At 73.1% G+C, this 22,082-nt stretch carries 19 protein-coding genes; 4 read left to right on the forward strand and 15 right to left on the reverse strand.

Features of this window, described 5'->3' with window-relative positions:
- Positions 1-7: 7 nt before the first annotated feature.
- Entirely contained in the window at positions 8-1,480 is a 1,473-nt protein-coding gene (locus AC24HA_RS09390) for an RNA polymerase sigma factor (protein WP_425708870.1), read from the forward strand.
- Positions 1,481-1,538: 58 nt separating this feature from the next.
- Here AC24HA_RS09390 and AC24HA_RS09395 read toward each other — a convergent pair whose 3' ends face one another.
- From AC24HA_RS09395 to AC24HA_RS09410, 4 genes are all read right to left on the reverse strand, one after another.
- On the reverse strand, positions 1,539-2,015 hold the full coding sequence (locus AC24HA_RS09395; protein ID WP_425708869.1) for a DUF2510 domain-containing protein: 477 nt from the start codon (positions 2,013-2,015) through the stop codon (positions 1,539-1,541).
- 150 nt (positions 2,016-2,165) lie between these two features.
- Entirely contained in the window at positions 2,166-3,551 is a 1,386-nt protein-coding gene (locus tag AC24HA_RS09400) for a DUF3152 domain-containing protein (RefSeq protein WP_487563493.1), read from the reverse strand.
- A gap of 79 nt (positions 3,552-3,630) precedes the next feature.
- Complete coding sequence (locus tag AC24HA_RS09405) at positions 3,631-4,461, reverse strand: DUF1206 domain-containing protein (protein ID WP_425708867.1); 831 nt, start codon at positions 4,459-4,461, stop codon at positions 3,631-3,633.
- A gap of 88 nt (positions 4,462-4,549) precedes the next feature.
- Entirely contained in the window at positions 4,550-4,753 is a 204-nt protein-coding gene (locus AC24HA_RS09410) for a DUF7455 domain-containing protein (RefSeq protein WP_425708866.1), read from the reverse strand.
- Positions 4,754-4,890: 137 nt separating this feature from the next.
- On the opposite strand from AC24HA_RS09410, the gene AC24HA_RS09415 reads away from it, so the two are divergent.
- From AC24HA_RS09415 to AC24HA_RS09425, 3 genes are read left to right on the forward strand one after another with little or no spacing between them, the layout of a single operon-like run.
- The gene (locus AC24HA_RS09415) at positions 4,891-7,008 is read left to right on the forward strand and encodes a DNA gyrase/topoisomerase IV subunit B (RefSeq protein ID WP_425708865.1); all 2,118 of its coding nucleotides are present in this window, start codon (positions 4,891-4,893) and stop codon (positions 7,006-7,008) included.
- A 49-nt stretch (positions 7,009-7,057) separates the two neighbouring features.
- Positions 7,058-7,609, forward strand: a complete 552-nt coding sequence (locus AC24HA_RS09420) for a hypothetical protein (protein ID WP_425708864.1) — start codon at positions 7,058-7,060, stop codon at positions 7,607-7,609.
- Positions 7,606-8,745, forward strand: a complete 1,140-nt coding sequence (locus tag AC24HA_RS09425) for a GNAT family N-acetyltransferase (protein WP_425708863.1) — start codon at positions 7,606-7,608, stop codon at positions 8,743-8,745. The genes AC24HA_RS09420 and AC24HA_RS09425 overlap by 4 nt, the downstream gene beginning before the upstream one ends.
- On the opposite strand, the gene AC24HA_RS09430 is transcribed toward AC24HA_RS09425, so the two are convergent.
- The 11 genes from AC24HA_RS09430 to AC24HA_RS09480 form a co-directional block, all read right to left on the reverse strand.
- Entirely contained in the window at positions 8,742-9,635 is an 894-nt protein-coding gene (locus AC24HA_RS09430; RefSeq protein WP_425708862.1) for a sugar phosphate isomerase/epimerase family protein, read from the reverse strand. The two genes, AC24HA_RS09425 and AC24HA_RS09430, sit on opposite strands and share 4 nt — an antisense overlap.
- On the reverse strand, positions 9,632-10,846 hold the full coding sequence (locus tag AC24HA_RS09435) for a dihydrodipicolinate synthase family protein (RefSeq protein WP_425708861.1): 1,215 nt from the start codon (positions 10,844-10,846) through the stop codon (positions 9,632-9,634). Before AC24HA_RS09435 ends, AC24HA_RS09430 begins: the two co-directional genes overlap by 4 nt.
- A complete protein-coding gene (locus tag AC24HA_RS09440) occupies positions 10,843-12,033 on the reverse strand; it encodes a Gfo/Idh/MocA family protein (protein ID WP_425708860.1) in 1,191 nt (396 codons plus the stop codon). The genes AC24HA_RS09435 and AC24HA_RS09440 overlap by 4 nt, the downstream gene beginning before the upstream one ends.
- Positions 12,034-12,213: 180 nt before the next feature.
- The gene (locus AC24HA_RS09445; protein WP_425708859.1) at positions 12,214-13,278 is read right to left on the reverse strand and encodes a LacI family DNA-binding transcriptional regulator; all 1,065 of its coding nucleotides are present in this window, start codon (positions 13,276-13,278) and stop codon (positions 12,214-12,216) included.
- 156 nt (positions 13,279-13,434) lie between these two features.
- The gene (locus AC24HA_RS09450; protein WP_425708858.1) at positions 13,435-14,172 is read right to left on the reverse strand and encodes an ABC transporter ATP-binding protein; all 738 of its coding nucleotides are present in this window, start codon (positions 14,170-14,172) and stop codon (positions 13,435-13,437) included.
- Entirely contained in the window at positions 14,165-14,935 is a 771-nt protein-coding gene (locus tag AC24HA_RS09455) for an ABC transporter ATP-binding protein (RefSeq protein WP_425708857.1), read from the reverse strand. The genes AC24HA_RS09450 and AC24HA_RS09455 overlap by 8 nt, the downstream gene beginning before the upstream one ends.
- Entirely contained in the window at positions 14,932-16,110 is a 1,179-nt protein-coding gene (locus tag AC24HA_RS09460; protein WP_425708856.1) for a branched-chain amino acid ABC transporter permease, read from the reverse strand. Before AC24HA_RS09460 ends, AC24HA_RS09455 begins: the two co-directional genes overlap by 4 nt.
- Positions 16,094-16,981 carry a branched-chain amino acid ABC transporter permease gene (locus AC24HA_RS09465; protein WP_425708855.1) on the reverse strand — a complete coding sequence of 296 codons (888 nt, stop codon included), beginning with the start codon at positions 16,979-16,981 and terminating at the stop codon, positions 16,094-16,096. Before AC24HA_RS09465 ends, AC24HA_RS09460 begins: the two co-directional genes overlap by 17 nt.
- Before the next feature lie 4 nt (positions 16,982-16,985).
- Entirely contained in the window at positions 16,986-18,206 is a 1,221-nt protein-coding gene (locus AC24HA_RS09470; RefSeq protein ID WP_425708854.1) for an amino acid ABC transporter substrate-binding protein, read from the reverse strand.
- Positions 18,207-18,574: 368 nt separating this feature from the next.
- Positions 18,575-19,348 carry an SDR family oxidoreductase gene (locus AC24HA_RS09475; protein WP_425708853.1) on the reverse strand — a complete coding sequence of 258 codons (774 nt, stop codon included), beginning with the start codon at positions 19,346-19,348 and terminating at the stop codon, positions 18,575-18,577.
- Positions 19,349-19,519: 171 nt separating this feature from the next.
- A complete protein-coding gene (locus AC24HA_RS09480) occupies positions 19,520-21,994 on the reverse strand; it encodes a DNA gyrase/topoisomerase IV subunit A (protein WP_425708852.1) in 2,475 nt (824 codons plus the stop codon).
- Positions 21,995-22,082: the final 88 nt, after the last annotated feature.

Raw genomic sequence — 22,082 nt, forward strand, 5'->3', positions numbered from 1 at the left:
CCCCTGCATGAGCACCCCCACGACGACGCCCGCGACGGACACCGCCGCCGACGCCACGACCGAGACGGCAGCACCCGCGACCACCGCCGCACGGAAGCCTGCTGCCAAGAAGCCCGCTGCCAAGAAGCCCGCTGCCAAGAAGCCCGCTGCCAAGAAGGCGGCCACGAAGAAGCCTGCTGCGAAGAGGACGACCGCGAACCCGGCGAAGGGCCGGGCGAAGGCGTCCACCGCGACGCCCCCCGTCGAGGTGGACGAGGACGAGGAGACGACGGCCACCCCCGAGGACGTCGACGACGCAGCCCTGGAGACGGACGACCAGGCCGACGACGCGATCGAGGCGGCGGACAGCGCCGACGAGGTCGACGAGCCCGAGGACGAGGACGACGAGAAGGACGCGGCGCCCGTCCAGGCCTCCGGACGCGCCTCCCGCCGCGCCAAGCTGGCGGTCGTCCCGGACGCGGTACCGAGCGGGGAGACCGGCGGCCGCAAGGAGGAGACGACCTCGAGCGGGTTCGTGGTCTCGGACTCCGACGACGACGACCAGCCCGTCCAGCAGGTCGTCACCGCCGGTGCGACCGCGGACCCGGTCAAGGACTACCTCAAGCAGATCGGCAAGGTGGCGCTGCTCAACGCCGAGCAGGAGGTCGAGCTCGCCAAGCGCATCGAGGCCGGTCTGTTCGCCGAGGAGCGCCTGGCCCAGGACCCGGACATGGAGCGCAAGCTCTCCCGGGAGCTGCAGTGGATCGCGAACGACGGCCGCCTGGCGAAGAACCACCTCCTGGAGGCCAACCTGCGCCTCGTGGTCTCCCTCGCCAAGCGCTACACGGGCCGCGGGATGCTCTTCCTCGACCTCATCCAGGAGGGCAACCTCGGGCTCATCCGCGCGGTGGAGAAGTTCGACTACACCAAGGGCTACAAGTTCTCCACGTACGCGACCTGGTGGATCCGTCAGGCCATCACGCGCGCCATGGCCGACCAGGCCCGGACCATCCGGATCCCGGTGCACATGGTCGAGGTCATCAACAAGCTCGCCCGCGTCCAGCGGCAGATGCTCCAGGACCTGGGCCGCGAGCCCACGCCCGAGGAGCTCGCCAAGGAGCTCGACATGACACCGGAGAAGGTCGTCGAGGTCCAGAAGTACGGCCGCGAGCCCATCTCCCTGCACACCCCGCTCGGCGAGGACGGCGACTCCGAGTTCGGTGATCTCATCGAGGACTCCGAGGCGGTCGTGCCGGCCGAGGCGGTGAGCTTCACCCTGCTGCAGGAGCAGCTCAACGCGGTCCTCGACACGCTCTCCGAGCGGGAGGCCGGCGTGGTCTCCATGCGGTTCGGCCTGCAGGACGGTCAGCCCAAGACGCTCGACGAGATCGGCAAGGTCTACGGGGTCACGCGCGAGCGCATCAGGCAGATAGAGAGCAAGACGATGTCGAAGCTCCGCCACCCGAGCCGCTCGCAGGTGCTTCGCGACTACCTGGACTGATCGGTCGCGACGATCGGCCGGCCCGCGGTGCCGTAGCCGGGCCGGACGATCGCCCTGCTCAGATGATCAGCCAGATGATGAGCAGGACGCCGAAGGCGATGGCGATGCCCCACAGCGCGCGGATGAGCAGCGCCGTGGTCCGGCGCGACCGTGGGTCGTCGTCGTAGCGTCCCCAGGGCATGCCCGCGAACGTGGGATCCCCCGGTGCGCGCCCCTCGTGGGCTGCCGCGGCGCGCTCCGCGTCGCTGATGCGCGACGGTCGGGGCTCGGCCTGCTCGTCCGGCGACCCGGAGGGTGCGGACGCGCCGCCGGGATCGGTGGCGCCGTACACGTCGGACGCACCGTAGGGGTCGGTCGCGGGCCGGTCGGCGGCCGGCACCGGGGTGGCCGACGCCCCGTACGCACCGGGCGAGCCGCTCTCCTCGGGCCCAGCGCCCGGGTCGCGGACGTCCGCGGTCCACCGCTGTCCGTCCCAACGCCTCTCGAGGCCCTCCTGCCAGGGGTCCGCGTGCCAGCCTGGTTCGCGCTGTTCCATCTCGGGCTCCTCGTCTCGCGTCGTCGTGCGTGCCTCAGCGTGGCACAGACGGCCGCTCGGCACCGGTCCGGGCAGCATCGGCGCGGACGTCGCCGGCAGCACCGGCGCCCCGGGGCGCCCGGCACCCGGCCGGCCGCGCGCCGACCGGGCTCAGGGGTAGGGCCACCCGTTGGGCACGCAACCCTGCATGCCGAGAGTCTGCTGCTGCATCACCGGGGCGAGCCGGCCCGGAGCGGGGCAGCCGACGTGCCCGTGCCCGAGGAAGTGCCCGACCTCGTGGTTGACCACGTAGTCGCGGTAGGACGTCAGCGAGCCGCCCGCGTTCGTGAACGGCGCCGCGCCGTAGGCCCACCGGTGGGCGTTGATGACCACGGTGGAGCCGACCCGGCACGAGGTGTATCCGTTGGTGTTGAGCGGGTGGCAGAGCCGGTCGACGGTCGCAGGGGTGGTCAGCCGGAGCACGACGTCGGCGGGTCCGTCCGTCCGCGCGAAGGTCACCGCACCGTGGCGGCCCCAGCCTCGGGAGGCGTTGAGGGTGGTCATCACGAGGCCGCCGAACTCCGGGCGGTCCACCGAGATGCCGCGCTCGGTCTCCACGCGCACGCGCACGGTCCGGGCGGCGTCGCCGGGCGCGGGCACATGGCCGGGGACGACCGCGAAGGTCCCCGAGCCGGACCACGGCGGGGCACCGACCAGACCGCCGTTCGTCGGCGGCTCGGGCGGCGGCGTCGGCGCGGCGGGCGGACGGCGCAGACCGAACGTGTCCGCGCCGTCGCCGTCCCAGTCGCCCGCGAACGCGGCGTCCGTCGTGCGGCCGAACGACACCGACGTCTCGGCGTCGCCGCCGGCCAGGGTGTTGCTCACGTGCAGCACGGTGCCGCGGCGCACGGCGAGGGTGTCGGTCCCGTCGCCGTCCCAGTCGCCCACGAGGACGGTGTCGCCGGCGCGGCCGTAGTCGAGCTCGATCTCCGCGTCGCCCGAGGTGAGCGAGTTGGACAGGAAGTACCGGTTGCCGCGGCGCACGGCGAGGGTGTCGGTCCCGTCCCCGTCCCAGTCACCGACGAGGACGGTGTCGCCGGCGCGGCCGTAGTCGAGCTCGATCTCCGCGTCGCCCGAGGTGAGCGAGTTGGACAGGAAGTACCGGTTGCCGCGGCGCACGGCGAGGGTGTCGGTCCCGTCCCCGTCCCAGTCGCCCACGTGCACGACGTCGGTCGCGCGCCCGTAGGCGACCTGCCGGTCCGCCGGGCCCGAGGTCAGCGAGTTGCGCAGGTGATAGACCTGCCCGCGCCGGACGGCCAGGGTGTCGGTGCGGTTCCCGTCCCAGTCGCCGACCAGGACGTCGTCGTCCGTACGGCCGTACACCAGGTGCCGGTCCGCGACCCCGTCCAGCTCGTCGTCGAGGAAGAACTCCGTGCCGGATCCACCGACCTCGCCCGAGGCCGCGGCCTCGGGCGGTGAGGTGGCGAGGCCGGCGAGGAGCGCGAGGGCGGGCAGAGAGGCGAGCGCGCCGAGGAGGCGTCGCCGGGGTCGGTTCACGTGCCCAGCGTAGGGCGCCGGTGGCCCGCCCGAAGCGCCCTCGAACCAGGCGCCGGCGACGTGCCCCGAGGGCCCCGGGTCAGTCCTTGACGACGTGCCGGGCGGCGAGCACCTGGAAGACGCCGAAGAGCATGAGCCCCACCGCCACGGCACCGACGAGGACGGTCCCGCCCGGCCAGCCCAGGATCGTGGCGAGCGCGGTGTCCGTGCCGCCCGCCTGGTCGGGGTCGGCGCGCAGGGCCGCCAGGGCGACGAGCACCCCGAGGACCATGAACGCGGCGCCGCGGGACGCGTGGCCGATCCGGCCCGCGTTGATCACCGCCCGGGACACGCCGGGGGAGAGCTTGCTCGCGAACCGCGCCGTCATCCCGCTCCACACCCACCACGCGCCGAGCACGACGACACCGACCCCGACGGCACCCAGCAGCACCTGGCCGCCGGGCTGGGACATGAGCGTGCTCGCCCCCTCCTCCTCGGTGCGGCCCGAGCCCGAGCTGCCGCGCAGGAGCACGACGACGCCGGTGACCGCGAGCGCGAGGGCGACGACCGCCTTGGCGGCCGAGCCGATCCGGCGCGCGACGCCCTTGAGGCCCTTCTCGCCCGGGTGGCCGCCGACGGCGAGCACGCCCTGCCAGGCGACGTAGCACAGCAGGCCGAGGACCATGACGACGAGGAGGGCCAGCCCGAGCGGCGTGCTGCCGATCTCCTCGATCGCCCCGGAGGTCGTGGCCTCCTCGGACGAGCCGGAGCCGCGCGCGAGACGCATCGCCATCCAGCCGACGGCGAGCCACACCACGCCCTGGGCCGCGAAGCCCACCTGCCCCAGACGGTGGAGCCGTCCACCGCGGGCGGAGGCCTGGGCGTCCCGCGCGACCCCGTCCACCCGAGCCCTGGTCGATCCGTTGCTCATGGGGTCATCGAAGCATCCGGCACCGGGGGCCGCACGGCGAACGGCCGCCGCCCCGCGAGGGGACGACGGCCGTGCGGCGTCGGGGGGATCAGGCGTTCGCGTCGTGCAGGCGGTCGCTCTCGTCGTGGATCTCGGTCGCGACCTCGCCGAGCTTCTCGGCGTGGCGGCGCGCGTGGTGCGCGCAGAAGAGCAGCGAGCCGGAGCGCAGGGTCACGCGGACGTAGGCCTGTGCGCCGCAGGCGTCGCAGCGGTCGGCGGCGGTGAGCTGGGGTGCGGTGGCTGTAGTGGTCACGCCAGCATGTAACCATCCACGTGGGCGATCCGTGCCCAGGTGGCGGGGGAGTTCGCCCCCGGCGTACCCGCGTGTCGCCCGGGTCACCACGGCCACGCCTCCGGGCCTGCCGGCCGGGCCGGCCGTACGATCCTTCGGTGAACCCCACCTCAGCCGCCGAGTACTCGGCACGGCACCTCTCGGTCCTCGAGGGCCTCGCCGCCGTGCGCAAGCGCCCCGGGATGTACATCGGGTCCACCGACGGGCGCGGCCTCATGCACTGCCTGTGGGAGATCGTCGACAACTCGGTCGACGAGGGGCTCGGCGGCCACGCGGGCCGCATCGAGATCGTCCTGCACCCGGACGGTTCGGTCGAGGTGCGCGACGACGGGCGCGGCATCCCGGTCGACGAGGTCCCCGGCGTCGGGCTGTCCGGCGTCGAGGTCGTCTACACCAAGCTGCACGCGGGCGGGAAGTTCGACTCCGGCTCCTACGCCGCCTCGGGGGGTCTGCACGGCGTCGGGGCCTCCGTGGTCAACGCACTGTCGGCCCGCCTGGACGTCGAGGTGGACCGGGGCGGGAAGACGCACCGCATGACCTTCCGACGCGGTGAGCCCGGCACCTTCGACGACCCGCACGGCGGGCCCGCGGCCGACTCCCCGTTCCAGCCGTTCGACAAGGGCTCGACGCTCGAGGTCGTCGGCAAGGTCCGGCGCGGCGTCACCGGCACCCGGGTGCGCTACTGGGCGGACCCGCAGATCTTCCCGGCCACCGCGGAGTTCAGCCTCGAGGAGGTGCTCGGCCGCGCGCGGCAGACGTCGTTCCTCGTCCCGGGCCTGACGATCGTCGTCTCGGACCATCGCGCCGCCGACCCGGCCGAGCACACGAGCGAGGAGTTCCGGCACGACGGCGGGACGTCGGACTTCGTCGAGCACCTCGGCCCGGACCCGGCGGTCACCCAGGTCTGGCGGCTCACGGGGCAGGGCACGTTCACAGAGTCGGTCCAGCAGCTCGACCGCCAGGGGCACCTGCGCCCCGTCGACGTCGAGCGCACGTGCCTCGTCGACGTCGCGGTGCGGTGGGGCACGGGCTTCGAGACGACGGCGCGCAGCTTCGTCAACATCATCGCCACCCCCAAGGGCGGCACCCACATGGCCGGCTTCGAGCAGGCCGTGCTGAAGGTCGCGCGCAAGCAGATCGAGGCGAACGCGAGGCGCCTGAAGGTCACGGCCAAGGATCCGCGCATCGAGAAGGACGACGTCCTGGCGGGCCTCACCGCGGTGGTGTCCGTGCGGCTGCCCGAGCCGCAGTTCGAGGGGCAGACGAAGGAGGTCCTCGGCACCGCCCAGGTCCGCCAGGTCGTCGCCAAGGTCGTCGAGTCCGAGCTGACCGACATCCTCACGTCGAGCAGGGCGGCGGTCCGGTCGCAGTCGAACGCGCTGCTGGAGAAGATGGTCGGCGAGATGCGCGCCCGGGTGGCCGCCCGCACCCAGAAGGACATCTCGCGGCGCAAGAACGCGCTGGAGAACTCCTCGCTGCCGACCAAGCTCGTCGACTGCCGGACGAAGGACGTCGAGCGCTCCGAGCTGTTCATCGTCGAGGGCGACTCGGCCCTGGGCACGGCCCGGCGCGCGCGCAGCTCGGAGTTCCAGGCGCTGCTGCCGATCCGCGGCAAGATCCTCAACGTCCAGAAGGCCTCGACCGCCGACATCCTCAACAACGTCGAGGTGGCGACGATCTTCCAGGTGCTCGGCGCCGGGTCGGGGCGCACGTTCGACCTGGACCTCGCGCGCTACGGAAAGGTCGTGCTCATGACGGACGCCGACGTCGACGGCGCGCACATCCGCACCCTCCTGCTCACGCTGTTCTTCCGGTACTGCCGGCCGCTGGTGGAGGCCGGCCGCGTCTTCGCGGCGGTGCCGCCGCTGCACCGCGTGGAGGTCGCCGGGTCCGGAGGGAAGAAGGGGGAGGTGCACTACACCTACTCCGACGCCGAGCTCGCCGCGCTCGTGCGGAAGCTCGAGCGCGCCGGGAAGCGCCTCAAGGACACGCCCCAGCGCTACAAGGGGCTCGGTGAGATGGACGCTGACCAGCTGGCGGAGACGACGATGGATCCCGCCCGGCGCACCCTGCGGCGGATCACCGGGGCCGACGAGGCGGCCGTCGCGCGCGCCGAGTCCGTGTTCGAGCTGCTCATGGGCAGCGAGGTGGCGCCCCGCCGGGACTTCATCGTCGCCGGCGCGGCCGAGGTCGACCGCGAGCGGATCGACGCCTGAGGGTCGCGGCCGGGCCGCCTCCGCGGTGCGCCGACGTAGACTCGGAGCCATGATCGTGTCCTCGGCGAGGCCCGGCGCGCACTCCGCGCGCCGCTTCGACGCACCGGCCTCCGCAGCCCTGCCGGGCCCGCACCTGGGCCTGACCTGGCGCACCCTGGACCCGGGCGACGGCGCGGACGTCCATGCTCTGTGGGACCGCTCGGACGCGGTCGACGTCCACGGTGACAGCACGACGCGCGGGGAGCTGGACGAGACCCTGCGCGCCGCCGCGCGCTCCGGCGACACGCTCGGCGGTTTCGACCCCGAGGGCATCCTGCGGGCTGCTGCCGCGCTCGTGCTCACCAGCCGGGCGGACACCGCCGAGGTGCGACTGCGTGCCACCGTCGACCCGGGTACCCGCGGACGAGGGATCGGCAAGGCACTCCTGGGGTGGCAGGACGACCGCGCCCGGCAGCTGCTCGCCGCGAGCGCCCCGGCGGGACCGGCACGCATCGTCATCGACGTCGGGCTGCACCAGGGTGACCGTCGTCGGCTCTACGCCGCCGCCGGTTTCGCCCCGGAGCCCTCGGGACCCGGCACGACGTTCGCGGTGACGCTGTGAACCAGCCTGCGGGACGCGGTCTGCGTGCCGCCCTCACCGGCCTGCGCACCTCCACCCGGCACCCCACGGGCGACACCCGGGCGATGCCCCTGCTCGGCGACGAGGGCGATGTCAGCTCCTTCGACGACCACCTCCTGCCGCGGCAGGTCGAGGGCCTGGTGTGGTCCGTGCTCGACGCCCCCCGAGCCGCGGAGCTCGCCGCGCTCGTCTCACGCATCGAGACCGCCGACGGTACACCGGTGCGTACCTCCGCCGAGGAGGTGGAGAGCTACTTCGCCGAGCGGGAGGGCTTCCGTGCCGTCGCCGGTGACGACGGCGACGGCGTCATGCGAGCGTTCGGACTGGTCCGCCCGAAGGGCCAGGTCGAGGGCATGCAGTCGTTCACGTGCTCGGGCGGTGTCGACGACGCCCTGCGCCTCAAGGGCGCCGGCTTCGCGCTGGTCGACTGGCAGGTGTCGACCTCCCGTGCGTTGCTGGCGTCCTCGGGAGCGGAGCAGGGCGTCGTCGTCGTGCACGTCGACGAGACCGAGACCGACCTCAGGGCGCTCCTCGAGGAGCACGGCTTCCGGCCGCGCCGCTGGTACGTCCAGATGCGCCGGAGCCTCGCCCTGGACATCCCGGGCATCGCGCTGCCGCAGTACGTCTCGGTCGAGCCGTGGACGGCCGACCTGGCCGAGCAGGTGCGCCGCGCGCACGGCCGCGCCTTCGCGGACCAGCCCGAGGGAGCCATGGAGCGCGGGTCGGACCTGTGGGGACCGGAGGCGACCGCGTTCGAGCCACGCTGGAGCTTCGTCGCGCTCGACCGCTCCTCGGACCGGGCGAAGATCGCGGGCTACATCGTCTCCAGCCGGTACGAGCAGGACTGGGAGGCGCTCGGCTGGACCGAGGGCTACACCGAGGTCCTGGGCGTGCTGTCCGAGTGGCGCGGCAAGCACGTGGGCAGCGCCCTGCTCAGCGCCGCCATGCGCGCGTACGCCGCGGACGGCATGGAGTACGCCGGCCTCGACGTCGACGTGGACTTCGCCCTCGACGTCGACCACCCCGAGCCGCACTCGATGATGGCGCTGTACACGAGCCTGGACTACGTGCCCACGAGCCGGTCGGCGCTGCACGTCCTCGAGCTCGGGGCCCCCTAGGAACCTCCGGCGCGCAGGTACGGCTCGACGAGCTCGGCGTACCGCGCGCTCGCGGTGGCGAGCGTGACCTCTCCCGGGGCGTCCCAGATCTGCTGGTTGAAGATCTCGACCTCGACGTCACCGCTGTAGCCGGCCTCGGCGACCCAGGTCGAGACGGACCGGAAGTCGACGAAGCCGTCGCCGGGGAAGCCTCGGGAGAGCAGCGGGTCGGCGGCGATCGGCTGGTTCCAGTCGCACACCTGGTAGGCCGCGAGGCGGCCCTCGGCGCCGGCACGCGCGATCTGCTCGCGCAGGTCGGGGTCCCACCACACGTGGTAGGTGTCCACGACGACGCCGACGGTGCTTGCCGGGAACGGCGCCGCGAGGTCGAGGCACTGGCGCAGCGTGGACAGCACCGCCCGGTCCCCGGCGAAGATCGGGTGCAGCGGTTCGAGGACGAGGCGGACGTCGTGCTCGGCGGCCACGTCCACGAGCTCCGCGATCCGGTCGGCCACGCGAGCGCGGGCGGCGACGAGGTCCCGGTCGCCGCCCGGGGCGGGTGGCCGGTTGGGCCCGGTGGCCGCGGGCAGCCCGCCGGCGACGATGATGAGCTCGTGCGTCCCCAGGGTGGCGGCCTCGACGATCGCGGCCGCGTTGTCGGCCAGCGCGGCGCGCCGCCCGTCCTCGTCCGGGGCCGTGAGGAACCCGCCGCGGCACAGGGAGGAGACCCGCAGCCCGGCCTCGCGCACGAGCCGCGCGGCGTCCTCGAGCCCGACCTCGGCCACGCGGTCCCGCCACAGGCCGAGGGCGGGGATCCCGGCGGCGAGGGCTCCCTCGACGGCCTGCTCGAGCGTCCATGCCTTCGTGGTGGCGGTGTTGAGCGAGAACCGGCTGAGGTCCGGCGCGCTCATCGTGCACCCGCCGGGGTGAGGCCGGTGACCTCGAGGAACCGGCCCATGCGGTGGGCGGCGAGGTCCGGGTCGGTGAGCAGGCCGGCGGTGTCGGCGAGCCGGAAGAGCTCGACGAGGTGGGGTGCGGAACGTCCCGACTGCAGCCCGCCGACCATCTGGAAACCGGGCTGGTGCCCGCCGAGCCACGCGAGGAACGCGACGCCGGTCTTGTAGTAGTAGGTCGGTGCGGCGAAGAGGTGCCGGCCCAGCGCCTGCGTGGCGGCCAGCGTCTCGTGCGCGCGGGAGGGGTCGCCGGCGTCGAGCGCGGACAGTGCGTGGGACGCCGCCGGCGCGATGGCGGCGAACACGCCGAGCAGGGCGTCGGAGTGTCCCCGCTCGTCGCCGACCACGAGGTCGGGGTAGTTGTAGTCGTCGCCGGTGTACATGCGCACGCCCGCGGGCAGGCGCTCCCGGACCCGGACCTCCAGATCGGCGTCGAGCAGGGAGATCTTGATGCCGTCGACCCGAGAGGCGTGCTCGGCGACGAGGGTGAGCACGACCTCGGCGGCGGCGTACGGGTCGTCGTGGCCCCAGTAGCCGGCGAGCTGCGGGTCGAAGGCCTCGCCGAGCCAGTGGAGGATCACCGGGGTCGAGCTCTCCGTGAGCAGCGTCGAGTACACCGAGCGGTAGTCGTCGGCGTCGCGGGCGGTGGCGGCGAGCGCGCGCGAGGCCATGAGGATGGGGCGGGCCCCGGCCTCGCCGACGACGGCGAGCTGGCCGCGGTAGGCGTCGGTCACGGTGCGCAGCGCCGAGTCGTGGTCGGCGTCGGCGAGGCTCGCGGGAGAGACCTCGTCGGTGCCCGCGCCGCAGGCGATGACGGCCCCCACCGAGCGCGCCTCGGCGGTCGAGCGGCGGATGAGCTCCGCGGCGGCGGGCCAGTCCAGGCCCATGCCGCGCTGGGCGGTGTCCATGGCCTCGGCGACCCCCAGCCCGTGCGACCACAGGTGGTGGCGGAACCCCAGCGTGGCGTCCCAGTCCAGGACGGCGGGCGATCCGGGGGTGCTGTCGGCGCCCACGGCGGGCACGACGTGGGCCGCCGCGTAGGCGACCCGGGACGTGAACGGCGCCGAGGGGCGGCCCCAGTCGCGCGCCGCGGCGAGGCGGTGCTCGGTGACGGTCCCGTCGGCCGCAGGCAGCGCGACGGCGGGCGTGGAGGAGGGGGCCGCGCTCATCGGGGCGCTCCCACGGCGGTGTCGTCGAGCGAGACGACGGGGACCTCGAGGCGGCGCCCCTCGGCCGACGACCGCAGGCCGAGCTCGGCGAGCTGCACGCCGCGCGCGGCGGAGAGCAGGTCGTAGCGATGGGGGCGGCCCGCCACGACGTCGGCGAGGAACTCCTCCCACTGCGCCTTGAACCCGTTGTCCAGCTCGGCGTTCGCGGGCACGTCGAGCCACTGGTCGCGGTAGGACTCGGTCACCGGCAGGTCGGGGTTCCACACCGCGGCCGGGGTGTGTGCTCGCTGCTGCGCCACGCAGGAGTGCAGGCCCGCGACGGCGGACCCGTGGGTGCCGTCGACCTGGAACTCCACGAGCTCGTCGCGATGCACCCGGGTGGCCCACGAGGAGTTGATCTGCACCACCACGGGGTCTCCGCCCGGTGTGGTGACGTCGAAGATCCCGTAGGCCGCGTCGTCGGCGGTGGCCGGGTACCGCGCGCCCAGCTCGTCGACCCGGGCGGGAATGTGCGTGACGGTCCGGGCCGTCACGGTGTCGACGGTCCCGACGATGCCCTCGAGCACGTAGTTCCAGTGGCAGAACATGTCGGTCGTGATACCGCCGCCGTCCTCGCTGCGGTAGTTCCACGACGGGCGCTGACCGGGCTGCACGTCGCCCTCGAACACCCAGTAGCCGAACTCGCCGCGCATCGACAGGATGCGGCCGAAGAATCCCTCGTCGACGAGGCGGCGCAACTTGACCAGGCCCGGCAGGTAGAGCTTGTCGTGGACGACCCCGACGGTCACGCCGGCGTCGGCGCCCCGGCGCGCGAGCTCGACGGCCTCGGTCAGCGTCTCCGCGGTCGGCTTCTCCGTGTAGACGTGCTTGCCGTGGGCGAGCGCGGTCGTGATCGCCGGTACCCGCCGCGACGTGACCTGCGCGTCGAAGTAGACGTCGACCGTGGGGTCCACCAGGACGGCCTCGACGTCGGTGGACCACTGCTCGACCCCGTGCCGACGCGCGAGCTCGGCCACCTTCTCGGCGTTGCGGCCCAGGAGTATCGGCTCGACCTGGACGCGGTCGCCGCCCGGGAGCACCACGCCCCCGGCGTCCCGCAGCGGAAGGATCGAGCGCACGAGGTGCTGGCGGTAGCCCATGCGACCGGTGATGCCGTTCATGGCGATGCGGAGCGTGCGAGTGGTCATGGTCTCTCCATCGAGTACGAGGCGGAATGCGCTTTCCAGATTATGTCCAGGCTACCCGGGTGTCAACGCGGGGCCGACGCGTGTCCGGGGCGTGGCTGAGAACGCGTGCCGGGCTCGGGCACTGCGCGCCGGGCTCGGGCGACCCGTGTCCGGGCTCGCCCGGCACGCCGACGCGTCGGGTCAGCGCAGGTCCGGCGTGGACTCGCGCAGGACGACGTCCGCGCCGACGAGGATCTCGCGCGGGCCGTCGTCGGGCTCGAGCGCGAGCGGGACGGCCAGCCGACCCATGCGCTCCATCGGCAGGGCGACGGTCGTGAGGCCGGGGGCGACGTCGCGCAGCGTGGTGATGTCGTCGAACCCGGCGATCGCGACGTCGTCGGGGACGTCGAGGCCGGCCTCGCGCGCGGCCGACATCGCGCCGACGGCCATGACGTCGTTGACGGCGAACACCAGGCGCGGCCTGCTGCTCCCGGCGAGCAGGGTCGTCATCGCGGCGTGTCCGCCGTCGCGGGTGAAGTCGCCGGGCACGACCCAGGTCGCGGGGATCTCGACCCCGAGCTCCCCGAGCGCACTCCGGAAGGCGGCCACGCGGTCGCGGGCCGTCACGTGCCAGGTGGGTCCGGCGAGGATGCCGATCTCCCGGTAGCCGATCGCGTGCAGGGCCCGGGCGAGGTCCGTGCTGCCCGCGACGTTGTCGGGCACGACCGTGCTCAGCCCGGGCAGCGGCTGCCCCACGAGAGCGACCCCGGCCCCGCGGTCCTGGTAGGCGTGCAGGACGCGGTGCAGGCGCTCGTTGACGTCCGCGTCGTCGATGCGACCGCCGGCGATGACGATCGCCCGCGCGCGCTGGTTCTGCAGCGTGGCGATGAAGTCGAGCTCTCGGGCGGGGTCGCGGTGGGTGGTGGCGAGCGTGACGACGCAGCCCGCCGTGTCCGCGGCGGCGATGACGCCGGCGGCGATGGCCGAGAAGTAGGGGTCGGCGATGTCCTGGACGATGAGCCCGACCGTGTCGGTGCGGCCGCGCGCCATCGCCTGGGCGTTGGCGTCGGGGGAGTAGTCCAGGCGCGCCGCCGCGGCCAGCACACGCTCCCGGAGCTCGGCGCGCACGGTGCGCTCCGAGCTGCCGTTGATGGCGCGCGAGGCGGTCGCGAGGGACACGCCCGCCGCCTCGGCGACCTGGGAGAGCGTGACCCGGCCGTGCCCCGCGCGCGCCGACGTCGGACGCGGGGGTTCCTCCTCGCTCATCGAGCCTCCTCGAACTCGGACGCGGCACCTGCCGAGCCGGCGGGCACCGGTCGGCGTGACGCTAGCCCACTCGGCCCGACCGCGCCCGCGGGGCTCACGACGGCTCCCGGGGCGGCCGCCCGCGTCCCCGCGGCTCACGACCGCCCCGCGTCGGGATCAGGCGGCCGGCCGGCCCCCGAGGTAGAGCTCGCTGAGCTTCGGGTCGGCCAGCAGCTCGGGCGCGGGTCCCGTGGTGAAGATCGTCCCCAGGTCCAGGACGCACCCGATGTCGGCCATCTCGAGCGCTCGCCGCGCGTTCTGCTCCACGAGGAGCACGGCGACCCCCGCGTCCCGCATGCGGGCGACCTCCTCGAAGACGACGGTCGTGCGCTTGGGGTCCAGGCCCATGGACGGCTCGTCGAGGAGCACGACGTCGGGCCGCACCATGAGCGCGCGCGCGAACTCGACCTGCTTCTGCTGGCCGCCCGAGAGGAGCCCGGCCGCCGCCCCCCACTTCTCGGCCACGATCGGGAACACTCCGCGGACGAACTCCACCCGGTCGGCGAGCGAGGACTGGTCCTTGACCGAGTAGCCGCCGAGCATGACGTTCTCCTCCACCGTCATCTCCTTGAAGACGGAGTGGCCCTGGAGGACATGGCTGAGCCCGCGGCGCAGCAGCGGCTGCGGTCCCTTGCCCGTGACGTCCTCGCCGTTGAGCGTGATCGACCCGGACCGAGGGCGCAGCAGACCGCTGGCCACCTTGAGCACGGTCGACTTGCCCGCGCCGTTGGGTCCCACGAGGCACACCACGGTGCCGCGGCGGACGGTGATCGACAGCCCGCGCAGCACGAGCGCGGCCCTGCCGTAGCCGGCCTCGATGCGGTCGAGGTCGAGGATGACGTCGGACTCAGACACCAAGGTAGGCCTCCAGCACTCGCGGGTCGGACTGGACGACGGACGGCGGTCCCTCGGCGATCGGGGCACCCCGGTCGAACACGACGATGTGGTCGCACAGCCGCATGATGAGGTCCATGTTGTGCTCGACGACGAGGAAGGTCGTGCCCTCGTCGTTCAGCTCGCGCACGAGCACGGCGATGCGCTCGATCAGCGAGGGGTTCACCCCTCCTGCCGGCTCGTCGAGCATGACGAACGGCGGGTCGGACATGAGGGTCGACCCCAGCTCGAGGAGCTTCTGCTGGCCGTAGGAGATGTCCCTGGCCTCGGAGCGCTCGAGGTGGTCGATCCCGACCCGGGCGAGCATGGCGCGCGCCCGCTCGACCGTGGCGGGCGACGTGCTGCCGCTCAGGTACTGGCCGAGCGAGCGGGGCTGGACGGCGACGAGCATGTTCTCCAGCACGGTCATGCGCGGGAAGACCCGGCACAGCTGGAAGCTGCGCCCGAGGCCGGCGCGGGCGATCCTGTGCGGCGCCCAGCCGGTGATGTCCTGCTCGCGCATGGTCACGCGGCCCGAGTCGGGTCGGATCATGCCGGTCACGCAGTTGAAGAACGTGGTCTTTCCTGATCCGTTGGGGCCGATGAGCCCGTTGATCTTCCCGTCGAGGAACGTCACCGACGCCTCGGCCACGGCGTGCACGCCGCCGAAGGACTTCGACAGGTTCTCGGTGCGCAGGACCGCCGCGCCGGTGGTCGTGCGTTCCTCGGTCCTCGTCGCGGTCATCGCCCGCTCCCTTCGTCGGCGCTGTCGTCCGTCGCGTCGTCGGGCCCCGCCTCGGGTGCGGGTGACGCACCCGTCGTCGTGCCCGTGGTCGGGGTCTGCGCGTCGCGCAGCTCCTCGGCGGTCATCTCGCGGATCGACGTCTCGCCGGTGTGGCGGACCCGGCGCCACAGGCTCTGCAGCTCGGTGAGCACGCCGTCGGGCACGAAGAGGACGACGATCGCGAGCAGGAGGCCGGTGGCGACGAGGTGGAACTGGCTCTGCCCGAACTCGAGCACGAGGTACTCCAGCGCGGAGCCGACGACGATCGCGCCGATCAGCGGGCCGAAGAGGAACCGGGTCCCGCCCAGGAGCGCCATGAGCACCACCTGGGAGCTGAGCACGACGTCGAACTGGAAGATCGGGTCGAGGTCGCCGAACCACAGTCCGTACAGGCCGCCGGCGAGCCCGACGACGAACGCGGAGATCGTGAACGCCACGAGCTTGAGTCCCGCGGTGGGGACGCCGAGCGACTCGGCCTTGTCCTCGTCCTCGCGGACCGCCTTGAGCCCGGAGCCGAACTGCGAGAGGTCGATCAGCGCCCAGACCACCAGAGCGAGCGCGAGCAGACCGAGGAAGAGGAAGTAGAACGTCTGGTGCATCTCGGGCCGCAGCATGCCCTCGAACGGCCGGGGCACGGGCAGGCCCTCGGAGCCGCCGGTGAAGGAGCGCCAGGACTGGAACACGAGCTGCAGCACGAGGACGAGCGCGATCGTCACGATGACGAAGGACGCCCCGCGCACCCGCAGCGCGGCGTAGCCGACCGGGATCGAGACGAGCAGGACGATGACGGCGGCCACGCCCATGGCGACGAAGCTGTCCATCCCGGTGTCGCGCACGAGCAGCGCGGTCCCGTAGGCGCCGAGGCCGAAGAACGCGATGTGCCCGAGCGAGATGTACCCGGTGAACCCGCCCATGATGTTCCAGCCGGTGGCGAGCACCGCGTAGTTGAGCACGATGACGCCGGCGGAGAGCATGTAGGCGTTGGGCGCCAGGAGCGGCCAGAGCGCGAGCAGGGCGACGACGACGGCGATCGCACCGAGGCTGCGCGCCCGCCGGACCCCGGAGGAGCGCTCGTTCGGGCGCGTGGCGCGACGCACGGTGGCGGGCGCCGTGATGGTCTCAGAATCGCTGGGCAAGACGGCCTCCGAACAGTCCCTGCGGACGGAACATCAGGGTGAGGAAGAGCGCGAGGTAGAAGATCGTCTGGGCCCACGTGGAGCCGACGGGGATCTCGAGCATGAGCCGCATGACGCCGAGGACGAGGGCGGCGACGGCCGCCCCGGGGATCGACCCGAGCCCGCCGACGACGATGATCGCCATGAGCGGTCCCACCCAGTGCCAGTGCAGCGACGGAAAGATGGTCGCCTGGAGCGAGAGCGCGGCACCGCCGACGGCCGCGGTGGCCAGTCCGAGCCCGAAGCCCAGGCCGGCGACCCGGTCGGTGTCGATGCCGACGAGCTTGGCCGCCTGGGGGTGCTGGATCGTGGCCCGCAGCGCCCGACCCGTGCGGGTCCTCTGCAGGATGAACCACAGGACGAGCAGGGCGACGACGGCCAGCCCGAACGAGATGATCTGGACGACCGGGATCCGGGCGCCGAGGAGCTCGAGGCTCTCCGACCCGTAGGAGAGGTTGATGCGGCGCTGCGTGCCGGTGTAGGCCATGCCGAGCCCGCCCTCGATCGCCAGGGCGATCGCGAAGGTGAGCAGCACCGACATCATCGTCATCGTCGCCGGACGGAGCCGACTGAGCAGGAACCGCTGGATGACGAACCCGAGGAGGAAGAACAGCGGGATCGTCACGACCAGCGAGAGCAGCGGGTCCCAGCCGGTGACGATGTGCCAGCGCCAGGCGATGTAGGCGGAGAGCACGATGAACGCGGCGTGCGCGAGCATGACCACGCGCATGATGCCGAAGTACAGCGTGAGCCCGGCGGCGAGCAGGGCGTAGAGGCCGCCGAGGAGGATCCCCAGGATCAGGGACTGGAACAGCAGCGTTCCGGAGACCATCCGCTCACCACTCCGGCTTGGGGTAGACGAGCTCGGTCGTGGCGGTCTCGTCGGGCAGGACGATGGCGATCTCACCGTCGACGTACTGCTGGATCAGGTGGGCACCGTCGGGGCGGCCGGCCTCGTCCCAGGACAGGGTGCCGACGATCGTGTCGACCGAGTTCTCATGGAGCCAGTCGATGAGGTCCTGCTGGCAGTCACCCTGCTCGGCGCAGCCGACGGCCTCGACGGCGGCGGCGACGACCTGACCGGTGGTGTAGGCGTTGGCCTCGTCCTCGCCGGGCGCGTGCCCGTGGATCTCGGTGTAGGCCTCGACGAACTCGGCATTGGTGGGGAACTCGGCCTCGGGGGTGTATCCGGTCGGGGCGATGATGCCCTCGACGTTGCCGCCGATCGCCTCGACGAACTCGGGGTTCGTCGGCGCGGTGGAGAAGGCCGCCAGCCGTGGCTGGTAGTTGAGCTGCTGCAGGGCCAGGATGAGGTTGACCGCGTCCTGGTACTGCGTGCCGCCGATGACGACGTCGGGGTCGGCCGAGGCGATCTGGGCCGCGATGCCCGAGAAGTCGGTGGCGTTGGGCGGGTAGACCTCGTCGACGACGATCTCGAGCCCGAGCTCCTCGAGACCGTCCCGCAGGCCGTACGCGGTGCCCTGGGCGAACGGGTCGTCCATCGCGGCGACGGCGACGGTCTCCGGCCGCTCGTCCTCCGGCATCTGGCCGATGTACTCGACCAGGTTGTTGTAGTGGTCGGGGGCGATGGCGGGCGCCGCGTAGAAGATGTTCTCGAAGCCCTGTTCGAAGACCTCGGCGGCCGCGGCGGCCGGCTCGACGAACAGCATCCCGTACTCGGAGGCGACGCGCGAGGCGGGCACCACGAGGCGGGTGGAGAAGGGGCCGAAGACGAGGTCGACCTCGTCCTGCGCGATGAGCGACTCGTAGTCCGACACCACGCGGGCCGCGTCCGAGGCGTCGTCGAGGATCCGCAGCTCCACCTGACGCCCCAGCAGGCCGCCGTTGTCGTTGACGACCTCGGCCCACACCTCGTAGCCGCGCTGGACGCCGAGACCCGGCTCGGCGAAGTCGCCGGTCAGGGGGAGCGAGACGCCGATGACAATGGGGTCGTCGGTGTCCTCGCCGCCTCCCTCGTCGTCCGATCCGCCGCACGCGGCGAGCACGAGGGCTGCGCCGGCGGTCACCGCGGCGAGCCTGAAGATCTTCGTCGACATCCGAGCCTCCTTGTTCGGAACGTGCATGCGCGAAAGCGCTTTCCGCAGAGTAGGTGCGCAGCGGTGACGACACAACCCCCGGCGTGTCGCGCGGGTCGTTCGCCACGGTCGCCTGCCCACTCGGTGGCGAGTGAGGGGAGTTGTGCTCGGTGGGTGAGGGCGGTTCTTCCCGGCGAGTGAGCGGCAGTCTGCCGGACGAGTGAGCGCGGCTCTGCTCCACGAGCGAGAGGGATCTCAGAGTGTCGGGGCCGCACTCTCCTCGGGATCGGGGTGCTGGTTCGACGGCTGCGCGCGATGCGAGGCGGCCCCGCTCCCGGAGGGGGGCGGAGCCGCGCGGGTGGGTCGAAGCCGAGGCCCGGAGGTGGGGATCAGACGAGCGTGTACCCGCCGTCGACGACGACGTCGGTACCCGTCGTGTAGCTCGCCGCGTCGCTCGCGAGGTAGACGGCGATGCCCTTGAGCTCTTCCGGGGTGCCGACGCGGCGCTGCGGCGTCAGGCTCGCCCACTCCTCGAGGAGAGGCTTGAGCGCGGGAGCCTGCAGAAGCTCGGTCCCGATGTACCCGGGGCTGATCGTGTTGACCCGTACGCCCCGCTGGGCCCACTCGGTCGCCGCCGACCTCGACAGGTGGATGACGCCCGCCTTGGACGTGTTGTAGTGGGCCTGCGGCTGGGGGACGTTGACGATGTGGCCGGACATCGACGCGGTGTTGACGATCGCGCCCCCGCCGTTGGCCAGCATGTGCCGGCCGGCCGCCTGGGTGCCGTAGAAGACGGCGTTGAGGTTGAGGTTCATCATCCGCTGCCAGTCCTCGACCGTCAGCTCCTCGACCGGCTCGTTGTGCGCCATCCCCGCGTTGTGGAAGGCGATGTCGAGCGAGCCGAGGTCCGCCACGACGGAGTCGACAAGCACCTGTGCCTGTGCGGGGTCGGTGACGTCGATGCGGTAGGCCGCCGTTCGCCGGCCCGTCGCCTCCGCCAGCCGGTCCGCGGTCGCGCGGGCCGCGTCCTCGTCGATGTCGACGATCGCGACGTCTGCACCCGCCTCGGCCAGCGCCTCCGCGAGGGCTGCCCCGATGCCCCGTGCGGCGCCGGTGACGTAGGCGACCTTCCCGTCGAGGCTGAACATGTCGATGACTGACATCTGGTCCTCCCTGGTTGTTCGAGCGCGGCACCTGTCCGGTCCGCGTGGGACCAGCACAGCACGGCACGGGCCGCGAGTCACGGGACCAACGGCCTGCTGAGCAGGGACGACGTGGGTGGGCGGCCCGCGTACGAGCCGTCCCCGTTCCCCGGCCGGCGGGCCTCCCGGCCGTCAGCCGATCGCAGCGACCGGCACCGACAGCGCGTGGCCGGACCCGTCGCGGCGCTCGTCGACCTCGGGAAGGTCGACGGCCTGCCCGCCGGCCCCGACGGCGCGCACCGGCATCGGACCGACCCAGGCGAGCTGGAGCTCGTCCTCGCCGCGCAGGAACCGGTGCGCCCGCACGCCGCCGGTGGCGCGGCCCTTGGCGGGGTAGCGGTCCAGCGGGGTGACCTTGGCGCTCCCGGGCGTGGTCCCGGGCAGCGCGCCCCCGGGCCCCGCGATCGTCACCACGGCCCGTGAGCCGAGGTCCGACGTCGGGGCGACGCCCATGTGGACGAGCCGTGCGCCCGCGGCGAGACGGATCCCCGCCACGCCCTTGCCCGAGCGTCCGGTGGGCCGCACGAGCGAGGCGTCGAACCGGAGCAGCTGGGCGTCGGAGGACACGAGCACGAGCTGGTCGTCGTCGCCGGCGTGGCGGGCGGCGACCAGGGAGTCGCCGTCCGCGAGGGCGATGACGTCCCAGGACTCACGGCTGGCCGGGCGGTCGGCGGGGGAGACCCGTTTGACCACGCCGGACGCGGTCGCGAGGGCCACGGTCGGCGCGTCGTCGCCGAGGCCGACGAGCCCCACGACCGTCTCCTCCCGCTCCAGCGCGACGAGCTCCTCGACGGCGGTCCCGCCGGACAACCCGGGCGCGGTGGTGGTCCCGGGCAGGGCGGGGGCGTGGAGCGCCTCGAGCCGGACGACCCGGCCCGCGGAGGTGACGATCCCGACGTCGGAGCGTGCGGTCGTCGCGACCGCGTGGGTGACGGCGTCGTGCGCGACCCGGTCGCCCGTGCGCGGCGGGGCGTCCTCGCCCGGCGTCCGGGCGATCCGCCCGGTGCCCCCGAGCAGGACCCAGCACGGGTCGTCGGGCTCCTCCAGGGGCGCCGCGGTGGCCCCCCTCCGGCCGCGGGCGGGCACCGCGGCCGCCTCGGCGCCGGACCTCGGCGCGCCCCCGGCGGACTCGAGCAGCACGGTGCGCCGCGGTGTCCCGTGGGCCTTGGCCACCTCGGCGAGCTCCGCGGAGACGAGCGAGCGCAGCGCCTGGTCCGAGCCGAGGATCTCCTCGAGCTCGGCGGCACGGCGCAGCAGCTCCTCGTGCTCGCCCTCGATCTCCAGGACCGAGTAGCGCGTGAGCCGGCGCAGCTGGAGGTCGAGGATGTACGTCGCCTGCTCGGCGGTGAGGTCGAAGACGGTCATGAGTCCGGTCCGGGCCGCCTCGGCGCTCTCGGCCGACCGGATGAGCTGGACGACCTCGTCGATGTTGAGCACCGCGGCGAGCAGGCCCTCGAGCAGGTGGGAGCGCTCGCGAGCCCTGCGCAGGCGATGCTCGGAACGACGCCGCGTGACGGTGAGCCGGTGGTCGACGTAGACCTCGAGCATCTCCTTCAGCCCGAGGGTCCGTGGCCGACCCTCGACGAGGGCCACGTTGTTGATGCTGAAGGACTCCTCGAGCGGGGTGTACCGGTAGAGCTGCTCGAGGACGGCGTCCGGGTTGAACCCGGTCTTGAGCTCGATGACGAGCCGCAGCCCCTGGTGCCGGTCGGTGAGGTCGACGACGCCGGTGATGCCCTCGATCCGCCGCGCGTCGACCCCGTCCTTGATCTTCCCGATCACGCGCTCGGTCCCCACCATGTAGGGCAGCTCGGTGACGACGATGCCCTTCTTGCGTGGTGTGACCTGCTCGACCCGGACGGTCGCCCGGGTGCGGAACGACCCGCGGCCACCGGCCTGCGCCTCGCGCACGCCCTCGAGGCCGACGATCCGTCCGCCGCCGGGCAGGTCGGGGCCGGGGACGAACCGCTGCAGGGCCTCCAGGCTCGCGTCCGGGTGGGCCACGAGGTGCCGCGCCGCGGCGACCACCTCGACGAGGTTGTGGGGCGCCATGTTGGTCGCCATCCCGACGGCGATCCCCGAGGCGCCGTTGACGAGCAGGTTCGGCCACGCCGCCGGCAGCACCTCGGGCTGCGTCGTCGAGCCGTCGTAGTTCGGCACGAGGTCCACGACGTCCTCGCCGAGGTCGGCGACCATCGCGACGGCGGCGGGCGCCTGGCGCACCTCCGTGTACCGGGGGGCGGCGGGGCCGTCGTCGAGCGAGCCGAAGTTGCCGTGCCCGTCCACGACGGGCAGCCGCATGGCGAAGTCCTGGGCGAGCCGCACCATGGCGTCGTAGATCGCCGTGTCGCCGTGCGGGTGGAGCTTGCCCATGACGTCACCGACCACCCGGGAGGACTTCACGTGCGCCCGGTCGGGCCGGAGCCCCATCTGGTCCATCTGGTAAAGGATCCGGCGCTGGACGGGCTTGAGCCCGTCGCGGGCGTCGGGGAGGGCACGGGCGTAGATCACCGAGTAGGCGTACTCGAGGAACGAGCCCTCCATCTCGGCGGCGACGTCGATGTCGACGATGTGCTCGTCCACGACGGGCGGTGCGGTGCGCGGCATGCCGACGATCGTCGCACCACGGCGGGCGGTGGGCGGCGTACGGCACGCCGCCGGACGCGCCCCCGGCCCTGCCGCCGCGTGGGGCGCG

This window comes from Georgenia sp. Z1491, from assembly GCF_057652395.1.